This window comes from Acidovorax sp. GW823-FHT05D11, assembly GCF_058795695.1.
This window is the reverse complement of the sequence record NZ_CM179502.1, coordinates 1982387-2003885: the sequence shown is the minus strand read 5'-3', so window position 1 is coordinate 2003885 and position 21499 is coordinate 1982387. Positions and strand designations below refer to the sequence as shown.

Below are 21499 nucleotides of genomic sequence, written 5' to 3'. Positions count from 1 at the left end.
TCCCCGGAGTGCCTCCCGCCGCGCGGCATTTTGCGCGCGACTGCGGCACACTGTCGACTTCATCTCCCCCAGCATCGCAGTGATTTTTTCATGATCCAGCCAACGCCGCCGCAGCCACAACAACCCATCGGCGTGTTCGACAGCGGGGTCGGCGGCCTGAGCGTGCTGCGCGCCCTGCGGGCTGAGCTGCCCCACGAGCGTTTCGTGTACCTGGCGGACAGCGCCAACGCCCCCTACGGCGAGCGCGGCGATGCCTACGTGAGCGCGCGCACCCACGCCATCACGCAGTACCTGCGCGGGCAGCACCACATCAAGGCCCTGGTGGTGGCATGCAACACCGCCACGGCGGCGGCCATCCACGAGGTGCGCAGCAACCACCCCGACCTGCCCCTGGTGGGCCTGGAGCCCGCCATCAAGCCAGCGCTGGCAGCCACCAGAACAGGCCGCGTGGGCGTGATCGGAACGCGGGGCACACTCACCAGCAGCAAGTTCGGCAAGCTGCTGGGTTCGCTGGCGGATCAAGCGGAGTTCGTGGTGCAGCCGTGCGACGGCCTGGCCCATGCCATCGAGCGCGGCGTGGCCCAGCCCATGCCAGCACCTGGCGGCGCCGTCGGTGCCACCGAAACCGGCGCCCTGTGTGAGCGCTACATCCACGCCATGGGCATGTTCGGCGCTTCAGCCGGGCAGATCGACACGCTGGTGCTGGGCTGCACGCACTACATCTTTGTGGCGCATGAATTGCGGGCGCTGGTGGGGCCTGACGTCCAGTTCATCGAAACCGGCGCGCCTGTGGCACGGCAGACGCAGCGGCTCCTGGAAACAGCGGGATTGCTCAACACGCCCTCCAACGCGACCGCGGCGCAATCGCCGGACATCCGCCTGCTCACGACCGGTCCGGTGGCCATGCTCGAGGCGGCGGCGCAGCGCTGGCTGGGCCTGCCCACGGATTGCTGCGAAACCGTTGCGGTGCCTTGCCCGGGCGCCTCGGGGGCCCTCAGCGCGCGCAGCGCAGGCCTGCCCATCACCTCCTGATGCCGCACCGCCCGCGGCCGTAGCCATCGCGCTGGTGCCCAGGAGCCGCTTCACGCAGGCTCCGCGCTCCAGAGCCGCTCTCCGGCATGCTCCACGTGCGTGAGGTACAGCCGCAGGTCGAATTCGTACTGGTGGTACTGCGGCTCCATGTGGGTGCACAGCTGATAGAACGCCTTGTCGTGGTTCTTCTCGCGCAGATGCGCCAGCTCGTGGACTACGATCATGCGCAGAAACTCGTCCGGCGCTTGCTTGAACATTGCGGCAATGCGGATTTCATGCTTCGCTGCGAGCCGGTTGCCCTGCACGCGCGACACGGCCGTGTGCAAGCCCAGCGCATGGCGCACCACATGGATCTTGTTGTCGAAAAGCACCTTGTTGACCGTGCCTGCGTTGCGCAGGTGGCGCGCCTTGAGCTCCAGCGCATAGTCGTACAGCGCCTTGTCGCTGCGCACCGCATGCGCGCGGGGGTACTTGCGCAACAGCATCGCCCCCAGGCGCCCTTGCGCGAGCAGGTCGCGGGCCTGGTCCTGCAGGGACTCAGGGTAGGAGCGCAGGTAAGGAAGATCGGATGTCATGGTTCATGAACAGCGAAGAGGCAGCGACGGCTACTACGGTGCCGGTTCAGCGCCAGCGCTTGCACCGCGCGCTGATGCCCGAGCCCGCTGCGGCCCCACGAATAGCGGAGCGATGCGAAGCCGGCGGCCGCTCAGTGGAGGTGGCGCGGACGGCGCCCCCCCCCGCCACCGTGTCCGCTGCCCGAGCCCCCCGGGCCCCTGGGGGGCTTGCCGATTTCCAGCGAGTTCACCAGGGCATCGAAGCGCTGGCTGAACAGCTTGTCGATCTCGGCCACCACGCCGCCGAGTTCCGCGCCGTCGAAATGGCGCTCCATCATGTTCACCACGTCCTGGACCAGGAGATCGCGCTGCACCTGCATGATGGCCGCAGGCGTCGGGCCCACGAAAAGCATGACGAAATCATCGCGCGACTCTGCGTCCTGCTCTTCCTCTTCCTCGTCGAAGTCCGCATCGTAGAACGTGACTTCAATGGCGGCACCCTGCTCGGCCAGCTCGTTCAGGCTCATGCACATCTCGTCGAGCGATTGGCGAAAATCCTCATCCCCCCGCACGGTCCAGCACATCTGCAGTAGGTGCTCCTGCGTGTCGAACTTGATGCCCGGCTCTTCCTCGTAGGCGCTCGCAGCACCGTCGGCCAGGGAGCGGGCTCCTGCGTACTTCCACAAGGGTTTGAGCGCCTCCTGGAGCTGGTCGAAGCTGGCATCGGCGCGCAGCTGGACTTGTCCGTGGACGTGGATTTCAAAGGGAGCGTTGTAACTTGACATGATTGAATCGTAGTGGTGCCCCGAGCCGGGGTCGAACCGGCACGCCCCTTTTCAGGAAAGCGGCGGATTTTAAGTCCGCAGTGTCTACCAATTTCACCATCGGGGCGCCGGCTGCCCAACGCACTCCTGCGTCGCAGCGTAACCCGGGCAGCGCATGCGCGCAATGCCCTGTCGCATCTCTGGTCACAGGGCCGCTGGTCGCCAAACCACCTTTGCTGCGCCGCCAAGAAAAAAGGGAAGCCGAAGCTTCCCTTACAAATATGGAGCGGGAAAAGAGTCTCGAACTCTCGACCTCAACCTTGGCAAGGTTGCGCTCTACCAACTGAGCTATTCCCGCATTTTGCCTACTGCAGCCGATGTTTCCATCTGCATGAATTAGCAAGCCTCAAATTATATCGCTATTTTTTGGCTCTATTCGATTGCAAGCCAAAAAATCAACCAACTGACCACCATCCATCCTCCACGATCCGGTCGATGCAAAGATCCCGCAGGATCCTGTGCCGCATCGACGGCACAAACCGTATCTGGAGGCGCGGTCCGGAGTCGAACCGGACTAACCGGATTTGCAATCCGGGGCATAACCGCTTTGCTACCGCGCCAGGAATTCACATTCCTCTGACAAAAAAGGGAAGCAATTGCTTCCCTTTTTGTGGAAATTGGAGCGGGAAAAGAGTCTCGAACTCTCGACCTCAACCTTGGCAAGGTTGCGCTCTACCAACTGAGCTATTCCCGCATTTTACCGAAGCCTCACATTGTACAACGTTTGCTGCGATGGAATGAATTGTAGCGCATTTTTTGAAGCATCCCAAAAACTTTTTCTTCAATGCTTCAAGCCATCCGTGGCCGCGGCCGAACCCGCGCTCTTCTCCGCCGCAGCAGCGGCCACCACGGCCACCTCCTCGTCCGTCAGGGGCACGGGTTTGGTTTCCAGCGCGATCTCGAGCACCTTGTCGATCCAGCGCACGGGCACGATCTCCAGGCCGCTTTTCACGTTGTCCGGGATCTCGGCCAGGTCCTTGACGTTCTCTTCGGGGATCAGCACCGTCTTGATGCCGCCACGCAGGGCCGCCAGCAGCTTTTCCTTGAGCCCTCCGATGGCCGTGACCTCGCCCCGCAGCGTGATCTCGCCCGTCATCGCGACATCGCCACGCACGGGAATGCCCGTGAGCGCCGAAACGAACGCGGTGGTCATCGCGGCACCCGCACTCGGGCCGTCCTTGGGCGTCGCGCCGTCCGGCACGTGGATGTGGATGTCGCGCTTCTCGAAGGCCTCGTCCTTGATGCCCAGGATGCGCGAGCGGCTTCGCACCACCGTGCGGGCAGCCTCGACCGATTCCTTCATCACATCGCCCAGCGAACCGGTGCGCGTGATCACGCCCTTGCCGGGCATGGCCGCGGCCTCGATGGTCAGCAGGTCGCCACCCACCTCGGTCCATGCCAAGCCGACCACCTGGCCCACCTGGTTCTGCGCCTCGGCACGGCCGTAGGTGTACTTGCGCACGCCCAGGAAGTCGGGCAGGTTGTCGGCGGTGACGATGACCTTCGGCTCGAGCTTCTTGAGCTGCAGGCCCTTGACCACCTTGCGGCAGATCTTGGACAGCTCGCGCTCGAGCGACCGCACGCCGGCCTCCCGCGTGTAGTAGCGCACCATGTCGCGCACGGCGGGCTCGGTGATCTCGAGCTCCTCGTCTTTCACGCCATTGTTCTTGAGCTGCTTGGGCAGCAGGTACTTCATGGCGATGCTGGTCTTCTCGTCCTCGGTGTAACCCGACAGGCGGATCACTTCCATGCGGTCGAGCAGGGCCGGCGGGATGTTCATCGAGTTCGACGTGGCGACGAACATCACGTCGGAGAGGTCGAAGTCCACCTCGACGTAGTGGTCGCCGAAGGTGTGGTTCTGCTCGGGGTCCAGCACCTCCAGCAGCGCGCTCGAGGGGTCGCCCCGGAAGTCGGTACCGAGCTTGTCGATCTCGTCGAGCAGGAACAGCGGATTGCGCGTGCCCACCTTCGAGAGGCTCTGCAGCACCTTGCCCGGCAGCGCGCCGATGTAGGTGCGGCGGTGCCCGCGGATCTCGGCCTCGTCGCGCATGCCACCCAGGGCCATGCGCACGTACTTGCGGCCGGTGGCCTTGGCGATGGACTGGCCCAGGGAGGTCTTGCCCACGCCAGGAGGTCCCACCAGGCACAGGATGGGCGCCTTCACCTTGTCCACGCGCTGCTGCACCGCGAGGTATTCAAGGATGCGGTCCTTGACCTTGTCCAGGCCGAAATGGTCTTCGTTGAGCACGCCCTCGGCATTGACCAGGTCGTGCTTGATCTTGGTCTTCTTGCTCCAGGGGAGCGCCGTGAGCACGTCGATGTAGTTGCGCACCACGGTAGCCTCGGCCGACATGGGCGACATGAGCTTGAGTTTCTTCAGCTCGGCGTCGGCCTTCTTGCGCGCCTCTGCGGGCATCTTGGCGAGCTTGATCTTCTTCTCGATCTCCTCGATGTCCGCGCCTTCGTCGCCTTCGCCCAGTTCCTTCTGGATCGCCTTGACCTGCTCGTTGAGATAGAAGTCGCGCTGGTTCTTCTCCATCTGGCGCTTCACGCGCCCACGAATCTTCTTGTCGACGTTCAGGATGTCGACTTCGCGGTCAAGCTGCTCGAACAGGTTTTCCAGCCGCGCCTTCACGTCGGCGAGATCCAGCACGACCTGCTTGTTTTCGAGTTTGAGCGGCAGGTGGGCCGCAATGGTGTCGGCCAGGCGGCCGGGGTCGTCGATGCTGGAGATCGAGGTCAGGATCTCTGGCGGAATCTTCTTGTTGAGTTTGACGTACTGGTCGAACTGCTGCATCACCGCACGGCGCAGGGCTTCGATTTCGCTCGGCTTGTTGGCCTCGGGCGTGGCTTCGACCGGCGTCACGGTGGCCGTGAAATGGGTTTCGGCATCCTCGATGGAGGCCACCATGGCACGCTGCTGGCCTTCGACCAGCACCTTCACCGTGCCATCGGGCAGCTTGAGCATCTGCAGGATGGTGGAGACGCAGCCCACGTCGAACATGTCCGACACGGAAGGCTCATCCTTGGCCGCGGCCTTCTGAGCGACCAGCATGATGCGGCGATCCGCCTCCATGGCCATCTCGAGCGCCTTGATGCTCTTGGGACGGCCCACGAACAGCGGGATGACCATATGAGGAAACACCACCACGTCGCGCAGGGGCAACAGCGGCAGGTCAATGGGGGTGGCTGGCAGGGGGGGGTGTCCGGACATGGAAATCCTCAAAGTGCTCTGTGGAAGTTGGTCCACATGTGGGGATTTTCAACCCTGGCGCGCAGCCGCACTGCCGCCAGGGTTGATGGTTCAAGGGGCGGCAACAAGGCGCCCGCTCCGGGCATTTCAGGCCTTTTTGGCCGCTTCGCGGTAAACGAGCAGCGGCGGCTTGTTTTCTTCGATGGTGGACTCATCCACCACCACCTTTTCGACATTGCTGGTGTTGGGCAGGTCAAACATCGTTCCGATCAGCGATTGCTCCAGGATGGAGCGCAGGCCGCGCGCGCCAGTTTTTCTGGCCAGCGCCTTGCGGGCAATGGCCTTCAGCGCGGCGGGGCGGATCTCCAGATCCACGCCTTCCATGGCCAGGAGCTTGCTGTACTGCTTGACCAGCGCATTCTTCGGCTCGGTCAGGATCTGCACCAGCGCGTCCTCGCTCAGCTCGGCCAGGGCCGTCACCACGGGCATGCGGCCCACCAGCTCGGGGATCAGGCCGAACTTGATCAGGTCTTCTGGCTCGATCTCGGTGAACACCTCGGTCAGCGAACGCTGCTTCTTGCTCTTGACCGATGCGCCGAAGCCGATGCCGGATGCTTCGGTGCGGTTCTCGATGACCTTCTCCAGGCCCGCGAACGCGCCCCCGCAGATGAACAGGATGTTGGTCGTGTCGATCTGCAGGAAGTCCTGGTTCGGGTGCTTGCGCCCGCCCTGGGGCGGCACGCTGGCCATCGTGCCTTCGATGAGCTTGAGCAGCGCCTGCTGCACGCCCTCGCCCGACACGTCGCGCGTGATGCTGGGGTTGTCCGACTTGCGCGAGATCTTGTCGATCTCGTCGATGTAGACGATGCCGCGCTGCGCGCGCTCCACCTCGTAGTTACAGCTTTGCAGCAGCTTCTGGACGATGTTCTCCACATCCTCGCCCACGTAGCCGGCTTCCGTCAGCGTGGTGGCGTCGGCCATCACGAAGGGCACATCCAGCATGCGAGCCAGGGTCTGCGCCAGCAGCGTCTTGCCGGAACCTGTGGGCCCGATCAGCAGGATGTTGCTCTTGGACAGCTCCACCTCCTCCTTGTGGGCCTTGTCCTTGTGGCGCAGGCGCTTGTAGTGGTTGTACACCGCGACCGCCAGCGTGCGCTTGGCCACATCCTGGCCAATCACGTAGTTGTCGAGATTGGTCTTGATCTCCACCGGCGTGGGCAGATCGGCGCGGCCTTCGCGCGCCAGGTCACCGGCCGGGAGCTCATCGCGGATGATCTCGTTGCACAGGTCAATGCACTCGTCGCAGATAAAGACCGACGGGCCAGCGATCAGCTTCTTCACTTCATGCTGGCTCTTGCCGCAAAAAGAGCAGTAAAGGGTTTTTTCGCTGGAAGAGCCTTTTTTCTCGGCCATGGGGGCAATGCCTTGCTTGTTACGGAAAGTTGTCGGGATGATAACCAAATAAAAAACGGCGTCTTCCCTCAGGGAAAACGCCGCCGCGCGACCCTGTGGCTATCAGGAGCGCTTGCTGATCACCTGGTCGACCAGGCCGTATTCCTTGGACTCGTCGGCCGACAGGAAATAGTCGCGCTCGGTGTCGCGCTGGATCTTCTCCAGCGGCTGGCCCGTACGCTCGGCCAGGATCTTGTTCAGTTGCTCGCGCGTCTTGAGGATCTCGCGCGCATGGATCTCGATCTCGGTCGCCTGGCCCTGCATGCCGCCCAGCGGCTGGTGGATCATGACTTTCGAGTTGGGCAGCGCAAAGCGCTTGCCCTTGGCGCCCGCCGCCAGCAGGAAGGCACCCATGCTGGCCGCCATGCCCGTGCACAGGGTCGACACATCGGGCTTGACGAAATTCATGGTGTCGAAGATCGCCATGCCGGCGCTCACCGAACCGCCCGGGGAGTTGATGTAGAACGAAATGTCCTTGTCGGGGTTTTCGCTCTCCAGGAACAGCAGCTGCGCCACCACGAGATTGGCGGTCTGGTCGTTGACCGGCCCCACCAGAAAAATCACACGCTCCTTGAGCAGGCGCGAGTAGATGTCATAGGACCGTTCGCCACGGCCCGACTGCTCGATGACCATGGGGACCATGCCCAGGCCTTGTGTTTCCAATGCGCTCATGTTTTCTCCAGACAAGCAGGTACTGTACCCAGAAATGAATTGGGGCTTGTGCACGAAAGCACAAGCCCCTGTATGTGTCGGCAACAACCGGGCAGTTCGGTAACCGACAAGCCGCCCGGCCAGGCCTATCAGCCCTGCTGGGCCATCAGTTCGTCGAACGACACGGACTTTTCGACCACTTTGGCCTTGCCCAGCACGAATTCGGTCACATTGTTCTCGATCACGACCGCTTCAACTTCCGCCAGGCGCTGGCGGTCACCGAAGTACCAGCGCACCACGTCCTCGGGCTTCTCGTAGCTGGCGGCCAGCTCGTCGATGTGGGCCTTGAGCTGCTCGGGCTTGGCCTGCAGTTCGTTGGCACGCACCAGTTCGGCCAGCACCAGGCCCAGGCGCACGCGGCGCTCTGCCTGGGGACGGAACACGTCTTCAGGGATTTCGGCCTTGTCGGCGTCCTTGATGCCGCGCTGCTTGAGTTCTGCACGGGCGCCTTCGAGCAGGCGGGCGATTTCAGCCTGCACGCTGGAATTGGGCAGGTCCAGTTCGGCCTTGGACACGAGAGCGTCCATCACGGCCTGCTTGTTGCGGGCCAGCAGGCGGAACTTGACTTCGCGCTCCAAGTTCTTCTTGATGTCGGCGCGCAGGCCTTCCACGGAACCATCGGCGATGCCCAGCGACTTGGCCAGGGCGTCATTCACTTCGGGCAGGTGGGCCGCTTCGATCTTCTTGACCGTGACGAGGAAGTCCGCCGTCTTGCCGGCCACGTCCTTGCCGTGGTATTCCGCAGGAAATGCCAGGGGGAAGGTCTTGCTTTCGCCCGACTTCATGCCACGCACGGCTTCCTCGAACTCCTTGAGCATCTGGCCTTCGCCGACCAGGAACTGGAAGTCTTCGGCCTTGCCGCCTTCAAAGGGCTCGCCGTCGATCTTGCCTTCGAAGTCGACCGTCACGCGGTCGCCGTCTTGCGCGGCGGCTTCGAGCGCGCGCTGCGCAAAGCTGCGGCGCTGCTTGCGCAGGATGTCGATGGTCTTGTCGATGGCCGCATCGGTCACTTCGGCCGACAGCTTTTCGACTTCCGCGTCCGCCAGATCGGCGATCTTGACTTCGGGGAACACTTCGAAGATGGCGTCGAAGGTCATCTGGCCCTCGGGAGCGCCGTCCTTCTCGGAGATGCGGGGCTGGCCGGCGACACGCAGGTTGGCTTCGTTGGCGGCCACGGCGAAGGCTTCACCGACCTTGTCGTTGAGCACTTCGTACTGCACCGAGTAGCCGTAGCGCTGGGCCACCACGTTCATGGGCACCTTGCCGGGACGGAAACCGTCCATCTTGACCGTGCGGGCCAGGCGCTTCAAGCGCGTGTCGACTTCGGACTGGATCAGGGTGACGGGCACGCTCAGCGTGATCTTGCGCTCGAGCTTCTCAAGGGTTTCAACAGTAACGGCCATGGCTATTCCTCTTATGAATGTGGATCGTGCTGGCTGCAGCGCAGCGGCGCCGTGTTCCGCAAAGTCTCACATGGGTGGTGCGCGGGGGGGGACTCGAACCCCCACACCATTGCTGGCGTCAGGACCTAAACCTGGTGCGTCTACCAATTTCGCCACCCGCGCGGTTCTACAACAAACAAACAGGCGGCAACCTCAGCTGCCGCCTGTGTGAAATCGGTCAACCTTCTATTTTACCCTGATGCGGGCAGGGTGGGAATCAAACCCCTCCAAGGACCTCCGGCGCCGGCCTTTTGACACGGAACCAGGCAGCATACATCGCGGGCAGCGCCAGCAGCGTGAGCACGGTGGCCACCACCAGCCCGCCCATGATGGCCACGGCCATCGGCCCCCAGAACACGCTGCGCGACAGCGGGATCATGGCCAGCACCGCGGCCGCGGCCGTGAGCACGATGGGGCGCAGGCGGCGCACGGCGGATTCGACGATCGCATCCCACGCCGGCACGCCCCGCGCGCGGTCCTGCTCGATCTGGTCGATCAGGATCACCGAGTTGCGCTGGATCATGCCCATGAGCGCGATCACGCCGAGCAGCGCCACGAAGCCGAAGGGGCGGTTGAGCAGCAGCAAGGCCGCCGCCACGCCCGCCAGCCCGAGCGGCCCGGTCAGGAACACCAGCATCGCGCGGCTGAAGCTGTGCAGTTGCAGCATGAGCAAGGTGAAGGTGATGAACAGCATGACCGGAATGCCCGCCGCGATCGATGCCGAGCCCTTGGAGCTTTCCTCCACGGCACCCGCCACCTCGATGCGGTAGCCGGCCTGCCCCGCGGCACGCCACTTCGCCTCGATCTCCTTGAGGGCAGGCAGCAACGCCGCCGTCACCGTCGCGCCCTGCAGGCCCTCGGTCACATCGCCCTGCACCGTGATGGCGTAGTCGCGGTTCTCGCGCCACATCACGCCCGGCTCCCAGGTGAACACCGGCTTGGCGATCTGCGTGAGCGGAATCGACTTGCCCGACGCCGTGGGCAGATAGGCATTGGCGATGTCGGTGATCGCGTTGCGCTCCTCCTGCGGCTGGCGCAGCAGGATGTCGATGAGCTTGTCGCCCTCGCGGAACTGGCCCACCTGCGTGCCCGACAGGATGGTCTTGGAGGCCTGTGCGATGGACTGGCTGGTCACGCCCAGGGCGCGCGCCTTGGCCTGGTCCACTTCCAGGCGCAGCACCTTCACGGACTCGTTCCAGTTGTCGTTCACGCCGCGCATGTCGGGGTTCTGGCGCAGCTGGGCTTTCACCTCGTCCGCGCGCTCACGCAGCACCAGCGGATCGGGGCCCACCACGCGGAACTGCACGGGGTACGGCACGGGCGGCCCGTTGGGCAGCAGCTTCACCCGGCCGCGCACCTCCGGAAACTCCTGCGCCAGCAGCGCCGGCAATTTCACGCGCAGCGATTCGCGCACCTTCAGGTCCTGCGGCAGCACGATGAACTGCGACACATTGCTTTGCGGGAACACCTGGTCCAGCGGCAGGTAAAAGCGCGGCACGCCCGACCCCACCCAGGTGCTCACGGAGCGGACCCCAGGCTCGGAGAGCAGGCGCTGCTCCACCCGCTTGGTGACTTCTTCGTTGCCCGCGAACGAGGTGCCCTCGGGGAACCAGATGTCCACCAGGATCTCCGGGCGGCTCGAATCCGGGAAGAACTGCTGCTGCACCTTGCCCATGCCGGCGATGCCCAGCGCGAAGGTGAGCACCGTGGCGCCGATGGTGAGCCAGCGGTGCTGCACGCACCAGTCCACCAGGCGGCGGAAGGTGCGGTAGAACGGACTGTCAAACACCTCGTGGGGATCGTCCGTGATGCCTTGGCTGGCCTGCGCGGCCAGCACGTGTGGCGGCACCTTGAGCAGCAGCGTGCCCAGGTACGGCACGAAGTACACCGACACGATCCAGCTGAGCACCAGCGCGATCACCGTCACGGCAAAGATCGCGAACGTGTATTCGCCCGTGGTGGACTTGGCCAGGCCGATGGGCAGGAAACCCGCCGCCGTGATCAGCGTGCCCGTGAGCATGGGCATGGCCGTGATCTCGTAGGCGAAGGTGGCGGCACGCACCTTGTCGTAGCCCTCCTCGAGCTTGAGCACCATCATCTCGACCGCGATGATCGCGTCGTCCACCAGCAGGCCCAGCGCGATGATGAGCGAGCCCAGCGAAATCTTGTGCAGGCCGATGCCCCAGTACCACATGGCCAGGAAAGTCACGGCCAGCACCATCGGGATGGTGATGCCCACGACCAGGCCGGGGCGCGGGTCGATGTACCAGCGCTTCCACAGCGGATTCTTGCCGGGGCGCCTGTGGAAACCCAGCGCGATGAAGCTCACCGCCAGCACGATGACCACCGCCTCGATCAGCACCTTGACGAACTCGTTCACCGAGGTCGCCACGGCCTTGGGCTGGTCCTGCACGTTGACGAGCCTGACGCCCGCCGGGAGGGTGCTGCCAATGCGGTCGGTGGCCGTGTGCAGTGCCTTGCCCAGCGCGATGATGTCCCCGCCCTTGGCCATGGACACCCCGAGCGCGATCACTTCCTGCCCCTGGTGGCGCACCTTCACGGAGGCCGGGTCCACATAGCCGCGCTTGACCTCGGCGATGTCCGAGAGACGCAGCTGCGCGCCCGACGGCCCGCGGATCGGCATGGCGCCCAGGTCTTCGACGGCATTGAACTGCCCTTGCACGCGCACCTGCACCTGGTCCTGCGGCGTCTGGATGGCGCCCGCGCTTTCCACCGCATTCTGCTGGCCCAGCTGGGCCAGCACCTGGTTCATGTCCAGGCCCAGCTGCGACAGGCGCTTTTGCGAAATTTCGATGAAGAGCTTCTCGTCCTGCACACCGAAGAGTTCGACCTTGGCCACGTCAGGCACGCGCAGCAGCTGCTGGCGCGCGTCGTCGGCGAACTGTTTGAGTTCGGCATAGCTGAAGCCCTCGGACTCCAGCGCGTAGATCACGCCGTACACATCACCGAAGTCGTCGTTGAAGAACGGCCCCTGGATGCCCTGCGGCAGGGTGTAGCGCATGTCGCCCACCTTCTTGCGCACGCTGTACCAGACGTTGGCCACCTCGCTGCCCTTGGAGGAGTCCTTGATCTGGAAGATGATCTGCGACTCGCCCGGCTTGGAGTAGCTGCGGATCTTGTCCGCATAGGGCACTTCCTGCAGGGTGCGCTCGATCTTGTCGGTGACCTGCTCGGCCACCTGCTGCGCCGTGGCGCCGGGCCAGTAGGTGCGCACCACCATGGCACGGAAGGTGAACGGCGGGTCTTCGTCCTGCCCGAGCTGGAAGTAGGCCGCGAAGCCCAGCAGCATCAGCACCACCATCAGGTAGCGCGTGAGGGCGGGATGGTCGAGCGCCCACTTGGAGAGGTTGAACCCCTCTTTGGGTTGTACTTGCGTCATGGCCGGCCTCAGTTGGCAGTGGAAGCCACGGGCACCGCAGTAGCTGCGGCAGGATTTGCTACTGAATTTATAGCTGTTTGCGCTTTACCGGCGGGCGCCGAGGCCACTTTTGGCTGATAAACCAGCACCTTCTGCCCGGGTGAGAGCACGTGCACGCCCGTGGCCACCACCTGCATGCCGGGCGTGAGGCCCGCGGCCACCACGGCCTCGTTGCCATCGGCCGTGGCGATCTGCACCACCTGCGACTTCACGGTGCTGCTGGCCGCGTCGTACACCCACACGGCCGTGGACTGGCCCTCCTGGCGCAACGCACTGGTGGGCAGCTTGATCGCCTGGATGCCAGCGTGGCTCAACGCCTTGGGCGTCACATACACCGTGGAGCCCAGCGCGGGCGCGTCGGCGCTGTCGATGGCCACCTTCACCTGGTAGGTGCGGGTGGCGGCGTCGGCACTGGCCGCGACTTCGCGCACGCGCCCCGCCAGGGGGGCGCCGCCCGACCAGCCGCGCACCGCCACCTCGGAGCCTTGGGCAATCTGCGCCACCTTGTCTTCCGGCACCGCGAACACCACGTCGCGGGGGCCGTCCTGCGCGATGCGCACCACGGGCGTGCCCGCCGACACCACCTGGCCCGGTTCGGCATCGATGCCCGTCACCACGCCCGACACGTCGGCCACCAGCGTGGTGTAGGCCGCCTGGTTGCCCTGCGACGACAGCTGCGCGCGGGCCTGGTCCAGCGTGGCCTGCGCGGCCTTGAGCGTGGCATCGCGGCGCTCGAGCTCGGCGCCGCTGATGAAGTTCTGGTCCTTCAGGGCCTGGTAGCGCTTGTAGTCGGCGGCCGCCAGATCGCGCTGCGTGGTCGCCGATGCGAGTTGCGCGCGCGCGGCGTCGGCAGCCAGCTGGTAGTCCTTGGGGTCCAGCTGCGCCAGCACCTGGCCGGCCCGCACATGCTGGCCCAGTTCGGCCTGGCGCTGCACGATCTTGCCGGCCACGCGGAAACCCAGGCGCGATTCCACGCGCGCCCGCACCTCGCCCGAATACTCCAGGCTCGACTGCAGCGCGCCCACGCCCACCGTCAGCAGCTTCACGGAGCGCACGGGCTCCTCGGGCGGAGCGGGGCGCGAACAGGCGGCCAGCAGGGCCGCCGTGGCCAGCACCAGCAGGTACCTGGAATGCCGTTGAAAGGGCCGCGAAGCGGAAGGTGTGCGCATGGAAAATCCGGTGAGTAAAAAAGGGCCGCAAGGAGCTGCGGGCAAACGCGGGCACGGGCCAGCCTCCTTGTCCCTGTCGAAGATTATTTTGATTACTGACTGACCGGTTAGTAATCTATGAGAAGCCTCCCGCCTTGTCAAGCGACAATCCCGGGTGTGAACGACCGATCCAGCCCCCCTTCTCCAACCGCCCCCACGCCGCCGCCGGCCACCCCGGTGGCCGCGCCGCCCGTGACCCACTACGAGAATTTCCCCGTGGCATCGCTGCTGTGCCCGCCGCGCCTGCGCCAGCCCATCGCAGCCATCTATGGCTTTGCCCGCACCGCCGACGACATCGCGGACGAAGGCGATGCCCCGGCCGCCAGCCGCCTGGCGGACCTGGCCGCATACCACGCCGATCTGCAAGCCATCGCCCAGGGCCGGCCCCCGTCGCCCCGCTGGGCCGGCGTCTTCCTGCCCCTGCAAGGGGTGCTGCGCAGCCACCAGCTGCCCCTGCCGCTGCTGCAGGACCTGCTCAGCGCCTTCGTGCAGGACGTGGAGAAAACCCGCGACGCCGAGGGCTACGCCGACCGCAGCGAGCTGCTGGACTATTGCCGCCGCTCGGCCAACCCGGTGGGCCGCCTGCTGCTGCATCTGTATGGCGTGACGGATGCCAAGGCGCTGCAGGAGAGCGATGCCATCTGCACCGCGCTGCAGCTGATCAACTTCTGGCAGGACCTGAGCGTGGACATCCCCCGAGGACGCCACTACCTGCCGCGCGCCGACTGCGCGGGCCACGGCGCCGGCCAGGCCGAACTGCTGGCGCTGCAAAGCACACCCGAAAACGCCCGCCTGATCACCAACTGCGCGCGCTGGGCGCGCGCCACCATGCGCAGCGGCGCCCCCCTGGTCCACCGTCTGCCCGGCCGTGCGGGCTGGGAGCTGCGGCTGGTGGTGCAAGGCGGCCTGCGCATTCTCGACAAGGTGGACGGGCTCCAGGGCGGTAGCCTGCACACCCGCCCCCGGCTGCACGCCTGGGACTGGTGCGTGATGCTGGCACGCGCACTGCGGATGTAGGGACAGCGGTGCAGGCGGAGCCTGGGGCACACTCGGGCAACAGCGGCCAGCCGCACCATCGCCATACCGGAGAGGGAGCATCCATTGCCATACAGGCATCTCTTCAAGGCCCTCCAGTGGGGGCTGATCCTCTTTTGCCTCTGCTTCGCCATGGTGGGCGGCACGATGGCAGAGCGCCTGCTGGAGCTGCTGCAGTGCCAGCCGCACGCCAACCCCGCGCTGCGCAGCTGCGCCTGGCTGCCCAATGCCCTCGGCCTCAGGCTTGCACCGTTTCTCTCGGCCGGCGGCATTTCGGACTACCCCTTCGTCCTGCTGCAAAACTTCTGGGCGCTGATCGCAGTGTGGATGGTTGCGCTCATTGCCACACACCGGGCGGCGCGCAATGCCGCAAGCACGGCCGCTCTGCCGGACCGGGGGAAAACACGCTACCCCGGCATCACAGGCGCCGATGCCGGGCGGTGGGCATCGCGCGCCGCCTTCTGGGTACTGCTGCTCGGCCTTGCCGGTTTTTGCATGGCCTTTGGCACGCCCATCCTCGGCAACCGGGTGGCGCTGGAAGTACTGGGTGCCCTGGGCTGCTCGCCGGGCACGTTCGACCCTTTCTCGTCGCCCTGCATGTCAGCCCCGGGGTTCTGGACGCACCGCCTCGCGGTCTACGTCATCCCACTCGCAGGCCCCTTGCTGGCGCCCGTGTGGCTGTTCATGGCGTTCTGGGACATCCTGCTGGCATGGACGCTGCTCACCGCGGCCGCTTACATACTGCAAGACCATCTGTCAAAGCGCGCCCGACGGCCGGCGCCATAACCCGAACGCGGTGCGGCCGCCCTTGCCTTGAACCCATGGAGCACCGGCGTGCGCCGGCTGCCCGCGCTCACCGGCTAGGCCACCGCCAGCCACGCGCAGAACGCAACCGACACCGGGTCGTCCGCCGCGCGCGCGGGCCGCAGCCAGTAGTAGTTCTTCTCGCCCGACAGGCGCTGGGCAAACGGCATGACCAGCAGGCCGCCCGCGAGCGCATCGCCCAGAAATCGGGGGTTGCCCAGCGCCACGCCCAGGCCCTGGATGGCGGCTTGCACGCTCAGGTGCGCGTGGTCGAACACCAGGTCGCCCGCAGGCTGCAGGCCTGGCGCGCCCGCCTCTTCCAGCCACCGCTGCCAGGCCACCGGCGTGGACCGGCTGTGCAGCAGGGTGTGCCGCGCCAGCCCCTGCGGCGACTCCATCGCCCCATCGCCCGCCAGCAGGGCCGGGCTGCACACCGGGGTGAGCTTGTCGGGGATGAAGGGCCCCAGCGCCACGTCCCGCCAGCCCGCGCGCGCGGGCAGCGCCGCCAGCTCGCTGTCGGCGAAGCAGCGGATCGACACGTCGTACTGGGCGGGCTCGAAATCCAGGTGGCCTAGCGTGGTGACCAGTTGCACGTCCAGCCCCGGCATCTGTGCGCAAAAACCCGCCAGCCGCGGGATCAGCCACTGCGAGGCCAGCGTGGACGTGGCATTCACCACCAGCGTGCCGCGCCGCGTGAGCCGCTCGATGCCCGCCGTGGATTGCGCCATCAGATCCAGCGCGCGGGTGAGCCCGGGCAACAGCGCCGCGCCCGCGGTGGTGAGCGCCAGCCGACGGCCTTCGCGCGCCACCAGGGCCACGCCCAGCCAGGACTCCAGGGCCTTGATCTGGTGGCTCACGGCGCTTTGCGTCACGCTCATTTCGCGGGCCGCATGGGTCACGCTCAGCAGGCGCCCTGCCGCCTCGAACGCACGCAGCATGTTCAGCGGCGGCAGGCGGCGTGCGCCGTTGCCCCCGCCCGGACCGGCGGGCGGCAGGCCGGCACCGCTTTTTCCATGAGCTGAATTCATGATTAGACGAAATATTGTCGATAGTCACAGGCTGGCGTGCTACATACGATCACCGGCATGCATCGAAACCCACCTGCGGACTGGATAGATTTACTCATTATGTGCCGGGTGTGCACGGCACCGGTGGCCGTGCCCTGCCGTCCGCCCTCGCCAGCGCCCTCGCGCAGAGGCTACGCCCGGTGGTTCTTCGCGCCATGGGCCGCCTCCCAGGCCGCGAGGGCGCTGTCCAGGAGCGGGCTGCAACCGGGGCACCTCCGCAGCGAAGGCCCCGCATGACGGCGGGACACGCCGCGCGGGCCCTGTGCGTGGGGGTATGGCATGCACGCACCACGCTCTCCATCCGCGTGGCCTGCATGGCCTCTGATTCACCGCCCGGCGGGCGGCAGGACGACCATGGGCAGTTCATGCAGGTGCTCGCGGCGGCCGAGCGCCTGCTGCGCGAAGCCGGCGCCGATCCCCGGAGCATCCTGTCGTGCGACGTGTTCGTGCGCGGCCCCGCCGCCCGGACCGCCGTGCTGGCGGTGCTGCGCCCACGGGCCGCGCGCTGGCCCACACTCCCCCGCATCACGCCGCACCCTTCGCCGTGCACACCCCAGGCCACGGTGTCCCTCGCACTCGTGGCGGCCCGGCCCACCCCACTGTAAGAAACATTCATGGGTGGCAAGCCGCGCCATGCGGCCTGGTGGGAGCGGCCAGAGCGATACGGCAAAATCGCCGCTACCGCTTTTGCCCGTTCAATATTTTGCTATCAATATTGAAGTTCAGCACGTGCAACGCCGCGCAGGGTGATGGACCCGGGGCTCCCGCTCATCAGGGATTACGCGTGTGCCGGCCGGCGCCTGCACGGTTAGCCTCGCGCCCACTGCGGGCACCAAGAGTACCGGCAGTGCGAAAGATGCTGTTGCCTCGAGAACAGCGATGGCGCCACCCGCGCCATCGCTGCTTTCCATGGACCAGGGCCCCAGGGGTTCCACGCATCCCCAAAACCTACCCAGTATGCCACACACCATGTCCGTCAGCGTTTTCGACCTCTTCAAGATCGGCATCGGCCCGTCCAGCTCCCACACCGTGGGGCCCATGATCGCGGCGCGGCAGTTTGCCTGCCACCTGCGGGATGGCGTGGGGCTGGCCGCCGTGCACGGTGTCACGGTGGAGCTGTTCGGGTCGCTGTCGGCCACGGGCGTGGGCCACGGCACCGACAAGGCCGTGCTGCTGGGCCTGGCCGGGTACGAGCCCGACCACATCGACCCGGACCGCATCGCCCCCGCCATTGCCGAGATCCGCGGCCGCCAGTCGCTGGCCCTGCTGGGCGAGCGCGCCATTGCCTTTGTAGAAAAAGACCATCTGCTGTTCAGGCGCAGGAGCCTGGCGCTGCACCCCAACGGGCTGTGCCTGCATGCCTTTGACGCACAGGGCCGGGAAATTGCCCAGCGCGAGTACTACTCGGTGGGTGGCGGCTTCGTGACCGACGCCGCGGGGGAGCGCGTGCTCAATCTGGCAGCCACCTGCGGGGCCGACGCCGCGGGCCACGCCCGGGGCCTGCCCTACCCCTTTCGCACCGGGGCCGAGCTGCTGGCCCAATGCCAGGCCAGCGGCCTCACACCGGCCCAGCTCATGGCCGCCAACGAAGAGCATTGGCGCAGCGCCGGCGAGGTGCGGCGCCAGCTCATGGCGATCTGGCGGACCATGGCGGCCGCCGTGCAGCGCGGCTGCGCCAGCACCGGCCACCTGCCCGGCCCCATGCAGGTGCGCCGCCGCGCGGCCGAACTGCACAAGAGCCTGAGCGGCTCGCCCGAGGCCGCCCTGCGCGACCCGCTGTCCATGCTGGACTGGGTGAACCTGTATGCCATGGCCGTCAACGAGGAAAACGCCGCCGGCGGCCGCGTGGTGACCGCCCCCACCAACGGCGCCGCCGGCGTGATACCGGCCGTGCTGCACTACTACGTGAACTTTCTTCCAGGCGCGAACGAGGACGGCATCGCCACCTTCCTGCTCACCGCCGGCGCCATCGGCATCATCTACAAGGAGAACGCCTCGCTCTCGGGCGCCGAGGTCGGCTGCCAGGGCGAGGTGGGCGTGGCCTGCTCCATGGCGGCCGGCGCGCTGGCCGCCGTGATGGGTGGCAGCCCCGAGCAGATCGAGAACGCCGCAGAGATCGGCATGGAACACAACCTCGGGATGACCTGCGACCCCGTGGGCGGCCTGGTGCAGATTCCCTGCATCGAGCGCAACGCCATGGGCGCCATCAAGGCCATCAACGCCGCCCGCATGGCGCTGCGCGGCGACGGCCAGCACGTGGTCTCGCTCGACAAGGTCATCAAGACCATGATGCAGACCGGCGCGGACATGAAGGTCAAATACAAGGAGACCTCGCGCGGCGGGCTGGCGGTGAACGTGGTCGAATGCTGAGGCGCCGCCGCACCGCCCCATCGCTATCAAAAAAATAGCGACTCGCGCTGGATGGAAGAGCGCCAGGGGCCAAAAGCACGCCAAACCGCGGATCTCCGCCGCGCGGGGTGCGCCATGGGACAATTCCGCCCCATGACACCGCAGCAGTACGTACAGCAAAAAGCCGTGGCCTCGGGCAGCAGCTTCTATTACGCCTTTCTCTTCCTGCCCGCGCCGCGCCGCGCGGCCATCACGGCGTTCTATGCGTTCTGCCGCGAGGTGGATGACGTGGTCGATGAGGTCAGCGACCCCGGCGTGGCGCGCACCAAGCTGGCCTGGTGGCAGGCCGAAGTGGCCAAGGCCTATGCCGGCCAGCCCACCCACCCCGTGATGCTGGCGCTGATGCCGCACACCGCCGAATACGGCATCGAGCAGCGCCACCTGCAGGCCGTTATCGATGGCTGCCAGATGGACCTGGAGCAGACGCGCTACCTCGACTTCGCGGGCCTCAAGGGCTACTGCCACCTGGTGGCCGGCATCGTGGGCGAGGTCACGGCGCGCATCTTCGGCCAGACCGACGGGCGCACCACGCAGTACGCCCACACGCTGGGCCTGGCCTTCCAGCTCACCAACATCATCCGCGACGTGGGCGAAGACGCCATGCTGGGCCGCATCTATCTGCCCGTGAGCGAGCTGCAGCAGTTCGACGTGAAGGCGCACGAGATCCTCAAGCGCACCTACTCCGACCGCTTCACCGCGCTCATGCGCTTCCAGGCCGAGCGCGCGCACCGCCTGTACGACGAGGCGTTTGCCCTTTTGCCCGATGCCGACCGCCGCGCGCAGAAGCCCGGCCTGATGATGGCCAGCATCTACCGCACGCTGCTGCGCGAGATCGAGCACGAGAACTTCCAGGTGCTGCACCAGCGCATCCGCCTCACACCGCTGCGCAAGTTCTGGCTGGCGTGGAAGGTGCAGGCGCTCGGACGGATGTAGCGGCCGTGCGGCAGCATCCATGAAAGTCGCCGTCATCGGCGCGGGCTGGGCCGGCATGGCCGCAGCCATCGCGCACGCCCAGGCGGGCCGCGAGGTCACGGTGTTTGAAGCGGCCCGCACCGTGGGCGGCCGGGCGCGTGCCGTGCACGCCACGCTGCCGGGGGGCGAGGTGGTCACGCTCGACAACGGCCAGCACATCCTCATCGGCGCCTACGCCGAAAGCCTGCGCCTGATGCGCCTGGTGGGGGTGGATGCCAGCACCGCGCTGCTGCGCCTGCCGCTCACGCTGCAGTTTCCGGATGGCCAGGGACTGCGTCTGCCCGACCTGCCGCCCCCACTGGATGCCTTGCTGGGCATCGCGCGCGCCAGGGGCTGGAGCTGGCGCGACAAGCTGGCCCTGCTGCGCACGGCCACCGCCTGGCAGATCAGGGGGTTCCGCTGCGCGCCCACGACCTCGGTGGCCGACCTGTGCGCACCGCTCACGCCCCGCCTGATGGCAGAGTTCATCGACCCGCTGTGTGTGTCGGCCCTCAACACCCCGGCGCACCAGGCCAGCGGCCAGGTGTTTCTGCGCGTGCTGCAAGACAGCCTGTTCAGCGGGCGCGGTGGCTCCAACCTGCTGCTGCCGCGCGCCGACCTGGGCGCGCTTTTTCCCGAGCCTGCGGCGCGCTGGCTGCAGGCGCAGGGCCGCCACCAGGTGCTCACCGGCCAGCGCGTGCAGCGGCTGCAGCCGCAGCACGCCGGGCGCTGGCAGGTCGTCGGCGCCGCTGGTGCGCCGGGCGCCACGGACAATGCACCGGAGGTGTTCGACCACGTGACCCTCGCATGCCCTTCGTGGGAGGCCAGCCGGCTCGTGGCGGGTGTGGCCGGCATGGCGGGGCTGGCCAGTGCCGGCCGGTGGAGCGCCCTGGCCGGCGCCCTGCACTTCGAGGCCATCACCACCGTCTACGCCCACGCGGCGGACGCGCGCCTGGCCCAGCCCATGCTGGCGCTGCGCAGCGCCCCGGACAGCCCCGCGCAGTTCGTGTTCGACCGTGGCCAGCTGGACGGCAACCAGGGCCTGCTCGCGTTCGTGGTGAGTGCCAGCGAAGGCGAGCGCACCCACATCGAACAGCAGGTGCTGCGGCAAGCCGCCGCGCAGTTGGGCATCGGCTCCCTGTCGCCCGTACAGACGGTGGTGGAAAAACGCGCCACCTTTGCCTGCACGCCCGGCCTTGCACGCCCCGGCATGCAGGTGCTGCCCGGGCTCTCGGCCTGCGGTGACTATGTGGACGGCCCCTACCCCGCCACGCTGGAAGGGGCGGTGCTCAGCGGCACCGCGGTGGCCGCGCTCCCCTGACCCGACGCTCGGGCGCCCTGGCCGCGCCCCCCGGGAAAACCCCAGGCCGACTGACAG

16 protein-coding genes and 5 tRNA genes are annotated in these 21499 nt (G+C 66.6%); 7 read left to right on the top strand and 14 right to left on the bottom strand.

Annotated features, from left to right (window positions below; all coding sequences use genetic code 11):
• Positions 1-90 precede the first annotated feature (90 nt).
• Positions 91-1032, top strand: coding sequence for a glutamate racemase (locus AC3RCE_RS09200; protein WP_492254979.1), 942 nt, complete (start codon positions 91-93; stop codon positions 1030-1032).
• A 50-nt stretch (positions 1033-1082) separates the two neighbouring features.
• On the opposite strand, the gene AC3RCE_RS09195 is transcribed toward AC3RCE_RS09200, so the two are convergent.
• The 13 genes from AC3RCE_RS09195 to AC3RCE_RS09135 form a co-directional block, all read right to left on the bottom strand.
• The gene (locus tag AC3RCE_RS09195) at positions 1083-1607 is read right to left on the bottom strand and encodes a M48 metallopeptidase family protein (RefSeq protein ID WP_218294107.1); all 525 of its coding nucleotides are present in this window, start codon (positions 1605-1607) and stop codon (positions 1083-1085) included.
• Between the two features lie 131 nt (positions 1608-1738).
• Positions 1739-2371, bottom strand: coding sequence for a DUF6806 family protein (locus AC3RCE_RS09190; protein ID WP_218340779.1), 633 nt, complete (start codon positions 2369-2371; stop codon positions 1739-1741).
• A 13-nt stretch (positions 2372-2384) separates the two neighbouring features.
• Positions 2385-2477, bottom strand: a tRNA-Leu gene (locus AC3RCE_RS09185).
• A 155-nt stretch (positions 2478-2632) separates the two neighbouring features.
• A tRNA-Gly gene (locus tag AC3RCE_RS09180) sits at positions 2633-2708 on the bottom strand.
• A gap of 188 nt (positions 2709-2896) precedes the next feature.
• Positions 2897-2970, bottom strand: a tRNA-Cys gene (locus AC3RCE_RS09175).
• Positions 2971-3028: 58 nt separating this feature from the next.
• Positions 3029-3104, bottom strand: a tRNA-Gly gene (locus AC3RCE_RS09170).
• A gap of 87 nt (positions 3105-3191) precedes the next feature.
• Positions 3192-5624, bottom strand: coding sequence for an endopeptidase La (gene lon, locus AC3RCE_RS09165; RefSeq protein ID WP_492254978.1), 2433 nt, complete (start codon positions 5622-5624; stop codon positions 3192-3194).
• 126 nt (positions 5625-5750) lie between these two features.
• Entirely contained in the window at positions 5751-7016 is a 1266-nt protein-coding gene (clpX, locus tag AC3RCE_RS09160; protein ID WP_492254977.1) for an ATP-dependent Clp protease ATP-binding subunit ClpX, read from the bottom strand.
• Between the two features lie 102 nt (positions 7017-7118).
• Positions 7119-7727 carry an ATP-dependent Clp endopeptidase proteolytic subunit ClpP gene (gene clpP / locus AC3RCE_RS09155; RefSeq protein ID WP_304505098.1) on the bottom strand — a complete coding sequence of 203 codons (609 nt, stop codon included), beginning with the start codon at positions 7725-7727 and terminating at the stop codon, positions 7119-7121.
• A 128-nt stretch (positions 7728-7855) separates the two neighbouring features.
• On the bottom strand, positions 7856-9169 hold the full coding sequence (gene tig, locus AC3RCE_RS09150; RefSeq protein ID WP_218294103.1) for a trigger factor: 1314 nt from the start codon (positions 9167-9169) through the stop codon (positions 7856-7858).
• A 75-nt stretch (positions 9170-9244) separates the two neighbouring features.
• Positions 9245-9331, bottom strand: a tRNA-Leu gene (locus tag AC3RCE_RS09145).
• Between the two features lie 94 nt (positions 9332-9425).
• Entirely contained in the window at positions 9426-12608 is a 3183-nt protein-coding gene (locus AC3RCE_RS09140; protein WP_492254976.1) for an efflux RND transporter permease subunit, read from the bottom strand.
• An 8-nt stretch (positions 12609-12616) separates the two neighbouring features.
• On the bottom strand, positions 12617-13816 hold the full coding sequence (locus tag AC3RCE_RS09135) for an efflux RND transporter periplasmic adaptor subunit (RefSeq protein ID WP_492254975.1): 1200 nt from the start codon (positions 13814-13816) through the stop codon (positions 12617-12619).
• A gap of 117 nt (positions 13817-13933) precedes the next feature.
• Here AC3RCE_RS09135 and hpnC point away from each other — a divergent pair, with 117 nt between their 5' ends.
• Together hpnC and AC3RCE_RS09125 are read left to right on the top strand one after the other, a co-directional pair.
• Positions 13934-14872 carry a squalene synthase HpnC gene (hpnC, locus tag AC3RCE_RS09130; RefSeq protein WP_369642160.1) on the top strand — a complete coding sequence of 313 codons (939 nt, stop codon included), beginning with the start codon at positions 13934-13936 and terminating at the stop codon, positions 14870-14872.
• Positions 14873-14956: 84 nt separating this feature from the next.
• Entirely contained in the window at positions 14957-15676 is a 720-nt protein-coding gene (locus AC3RCE_RS09125) for a hypothetical protein (RefSeq protein ID WP_255594560.1), read from the top strand.
• Positions 15677-15750: 74 nt separating this feature from the next.
• Here AC3RCE_RS09125 and AC3RCE_RS09120 read toward each other — a convergent pair whose 3' ends face one another.
• A complete protein-coding gene (locus AC3RCE_RS09120) occupies positions 15751-16722 on the bottom strand; it encodes a LysR substrate-binding domain-containing protein (protein WP_492254974.1) in 972 nt (323 codons plus the stop codon).
• Positions 16723-16994: 272 nt separating this feature from the next.
• On the opposite strand from AC3RCE_RS09120, the gene AC3RCE_RS09115 reads away from it, so the two are divergent.
• The 4 genes from AC3RCE_RS09115 (at position 16995) to hpnE (ending at position 21442) form a co-directional block, all read left to right on the top strand.
• Entirely contained in the window at positions 16995-17366 is a 372-nt protein-coding gene (locus tag AC3RCE_RS09115) for a RidA family protein (protein WP_492254973.1), read from the top strand.
• A 364-nt stretch (positions 17367-17730) separates the two neighbouring features.
• Complete coding sequence (locus AC3RCE_RS09110) at positions 17731-19131, top strand: L-serine ammonia-lyase (protein ID WP_492254972.1); 1401 nt, start codon at positions 17731-17733, stop codon at positions 19129-19131.
• A gap of 132 nt (positions 19132-19263) precedes the next feature.
• Positions 19264-20103, top strand: a complete 840-nt coding sequence (hpnD, locus tag AC3RCE_RS09105) for a presqualene diphosphate synthase HpnD (protein ID WP_218340771.1) — start codon at positions 19264-19266, stop codon at positions 20101-20103.
• Positions 20104-20122: 19 nt separating this feature from the next.
• Positions 20123-21442 (top strand): hydroxysqualene dehydroxylase HpnE, encoded by a 1320-nt coding sequence (gene hpnE, locus AC3RCE_RS09100; RefSeq protein ID WP_492254971.1) that lies wholly within the window; start codon positions 20123-20125, stop codon positions 21440-21442.
• Positions 21443-21499 lie beyond the last annotated feature (57 nt).

Bases quoted from the DNA above. Each gene is read 5' to 3' on its own strand.
- AC3RCE_RS09200 (WP_492254979.1), top strand. From the start codon at position 91: ATGATCCAGCCAACGCCGCCGCAGCCACAACAACCCATCGGCGTGTTC.
- AC3RCE_RS09195 (WP_218294107.1), bottom strand. From the start codon at position 1,607: ATGACATCCGATCTTCCTTACCTGCGCTCCTACCCTGAGTCCCTGCAG.
- AC3RCE_RS09190 (WP_218340779.1), bottom strand. From the start codon at position 2,371: ATGTCAAGTTACAACGCTCCCTTTGAAATCCACGTCCACGGACAAGTC.
- lon (WP_492254978.1), bottom strand. From the start codon at position 5,624: ATGTCCGGACACCCCCCCCTGCCAGCCACCCCCATTGACCTGCCGCTG.
- clpX (WP_492254977.1), bottom strand. From the start codon at position 7,016: ATGGCCGAGAAAAAAGGCTCTTCCAGCGAAAAAACCCTTTACTGCTCT.
- clpP (WP_304505098.1), bottom strand. From the start codon at position 7,727: ATGAGCGCATTGGAAACACAAGGCCTGGGCATGGTCCCCATGGTCATC.
- tig (WP_218294103.1), bottom strand. From the start codon at position 9,169: ATGGCCGTTACTGTTGAAACCCTTGAGAAGCTCGAGCGCAAGATCACG.
- AC3RCE_RS09140 (WP_492254976.1), bottom strand. From the start codon at position 12,608: ATGACGCAAGTACAACCCAAAGAGGGGTTCAACCTCTCCAAGTGGGCG.
- AC3RCE_RS09135 (WP_492254975.1), bottom strand. From the start codon at position 13,816: ATGCGCACACCTTCCGCTTCGCGGCCCTTTCAACGGCATTCCAGGTAC.
- hpnC (WP_369642160.1), top strand. From the start codon at position 13,934: ATGAGAAGCCTCCCGCCTTGTCAAGCGACAATCCCGGGTGTGAACGAC.
- AC3RCE_RS09120 (WP_492254974.1), bottom strand. From the start codon at position 16,722: ATGAATTCAGCTCATGGAAAAAGCGGTGCCGGCCTGCCGCCCGCCGGT.
- AC3RCE_RS09115 (WP_492254973.1), top strand. From the start codon at position 16,995: ATGACGGCGGGACACGCCGCGCGGGCCCTGTGCGTGGGGGTATGGCAT.
- AC3RCE_RS09110 (WP_492254972.1), top strand. From the start codon at position 17,731: ATGTCCGTCAGCGTTTTCGACCTCTTCAAGATCGGCATCGGCCCGTCC.
- hpnD (WP_218340771.1), top strand. From the start codon at position 19,264: ATGACACCGCAGCAGTACGTACAGCAAAAAGCCGTGGCCTCGGGCAGC.
- hpnE (WP_492254971.1), top strand. From the start codon at position 20,123: ATGAAAGTCGCCGTCATCGGCGCGGGCTGGGCCGGCATGGCCGCAGCC.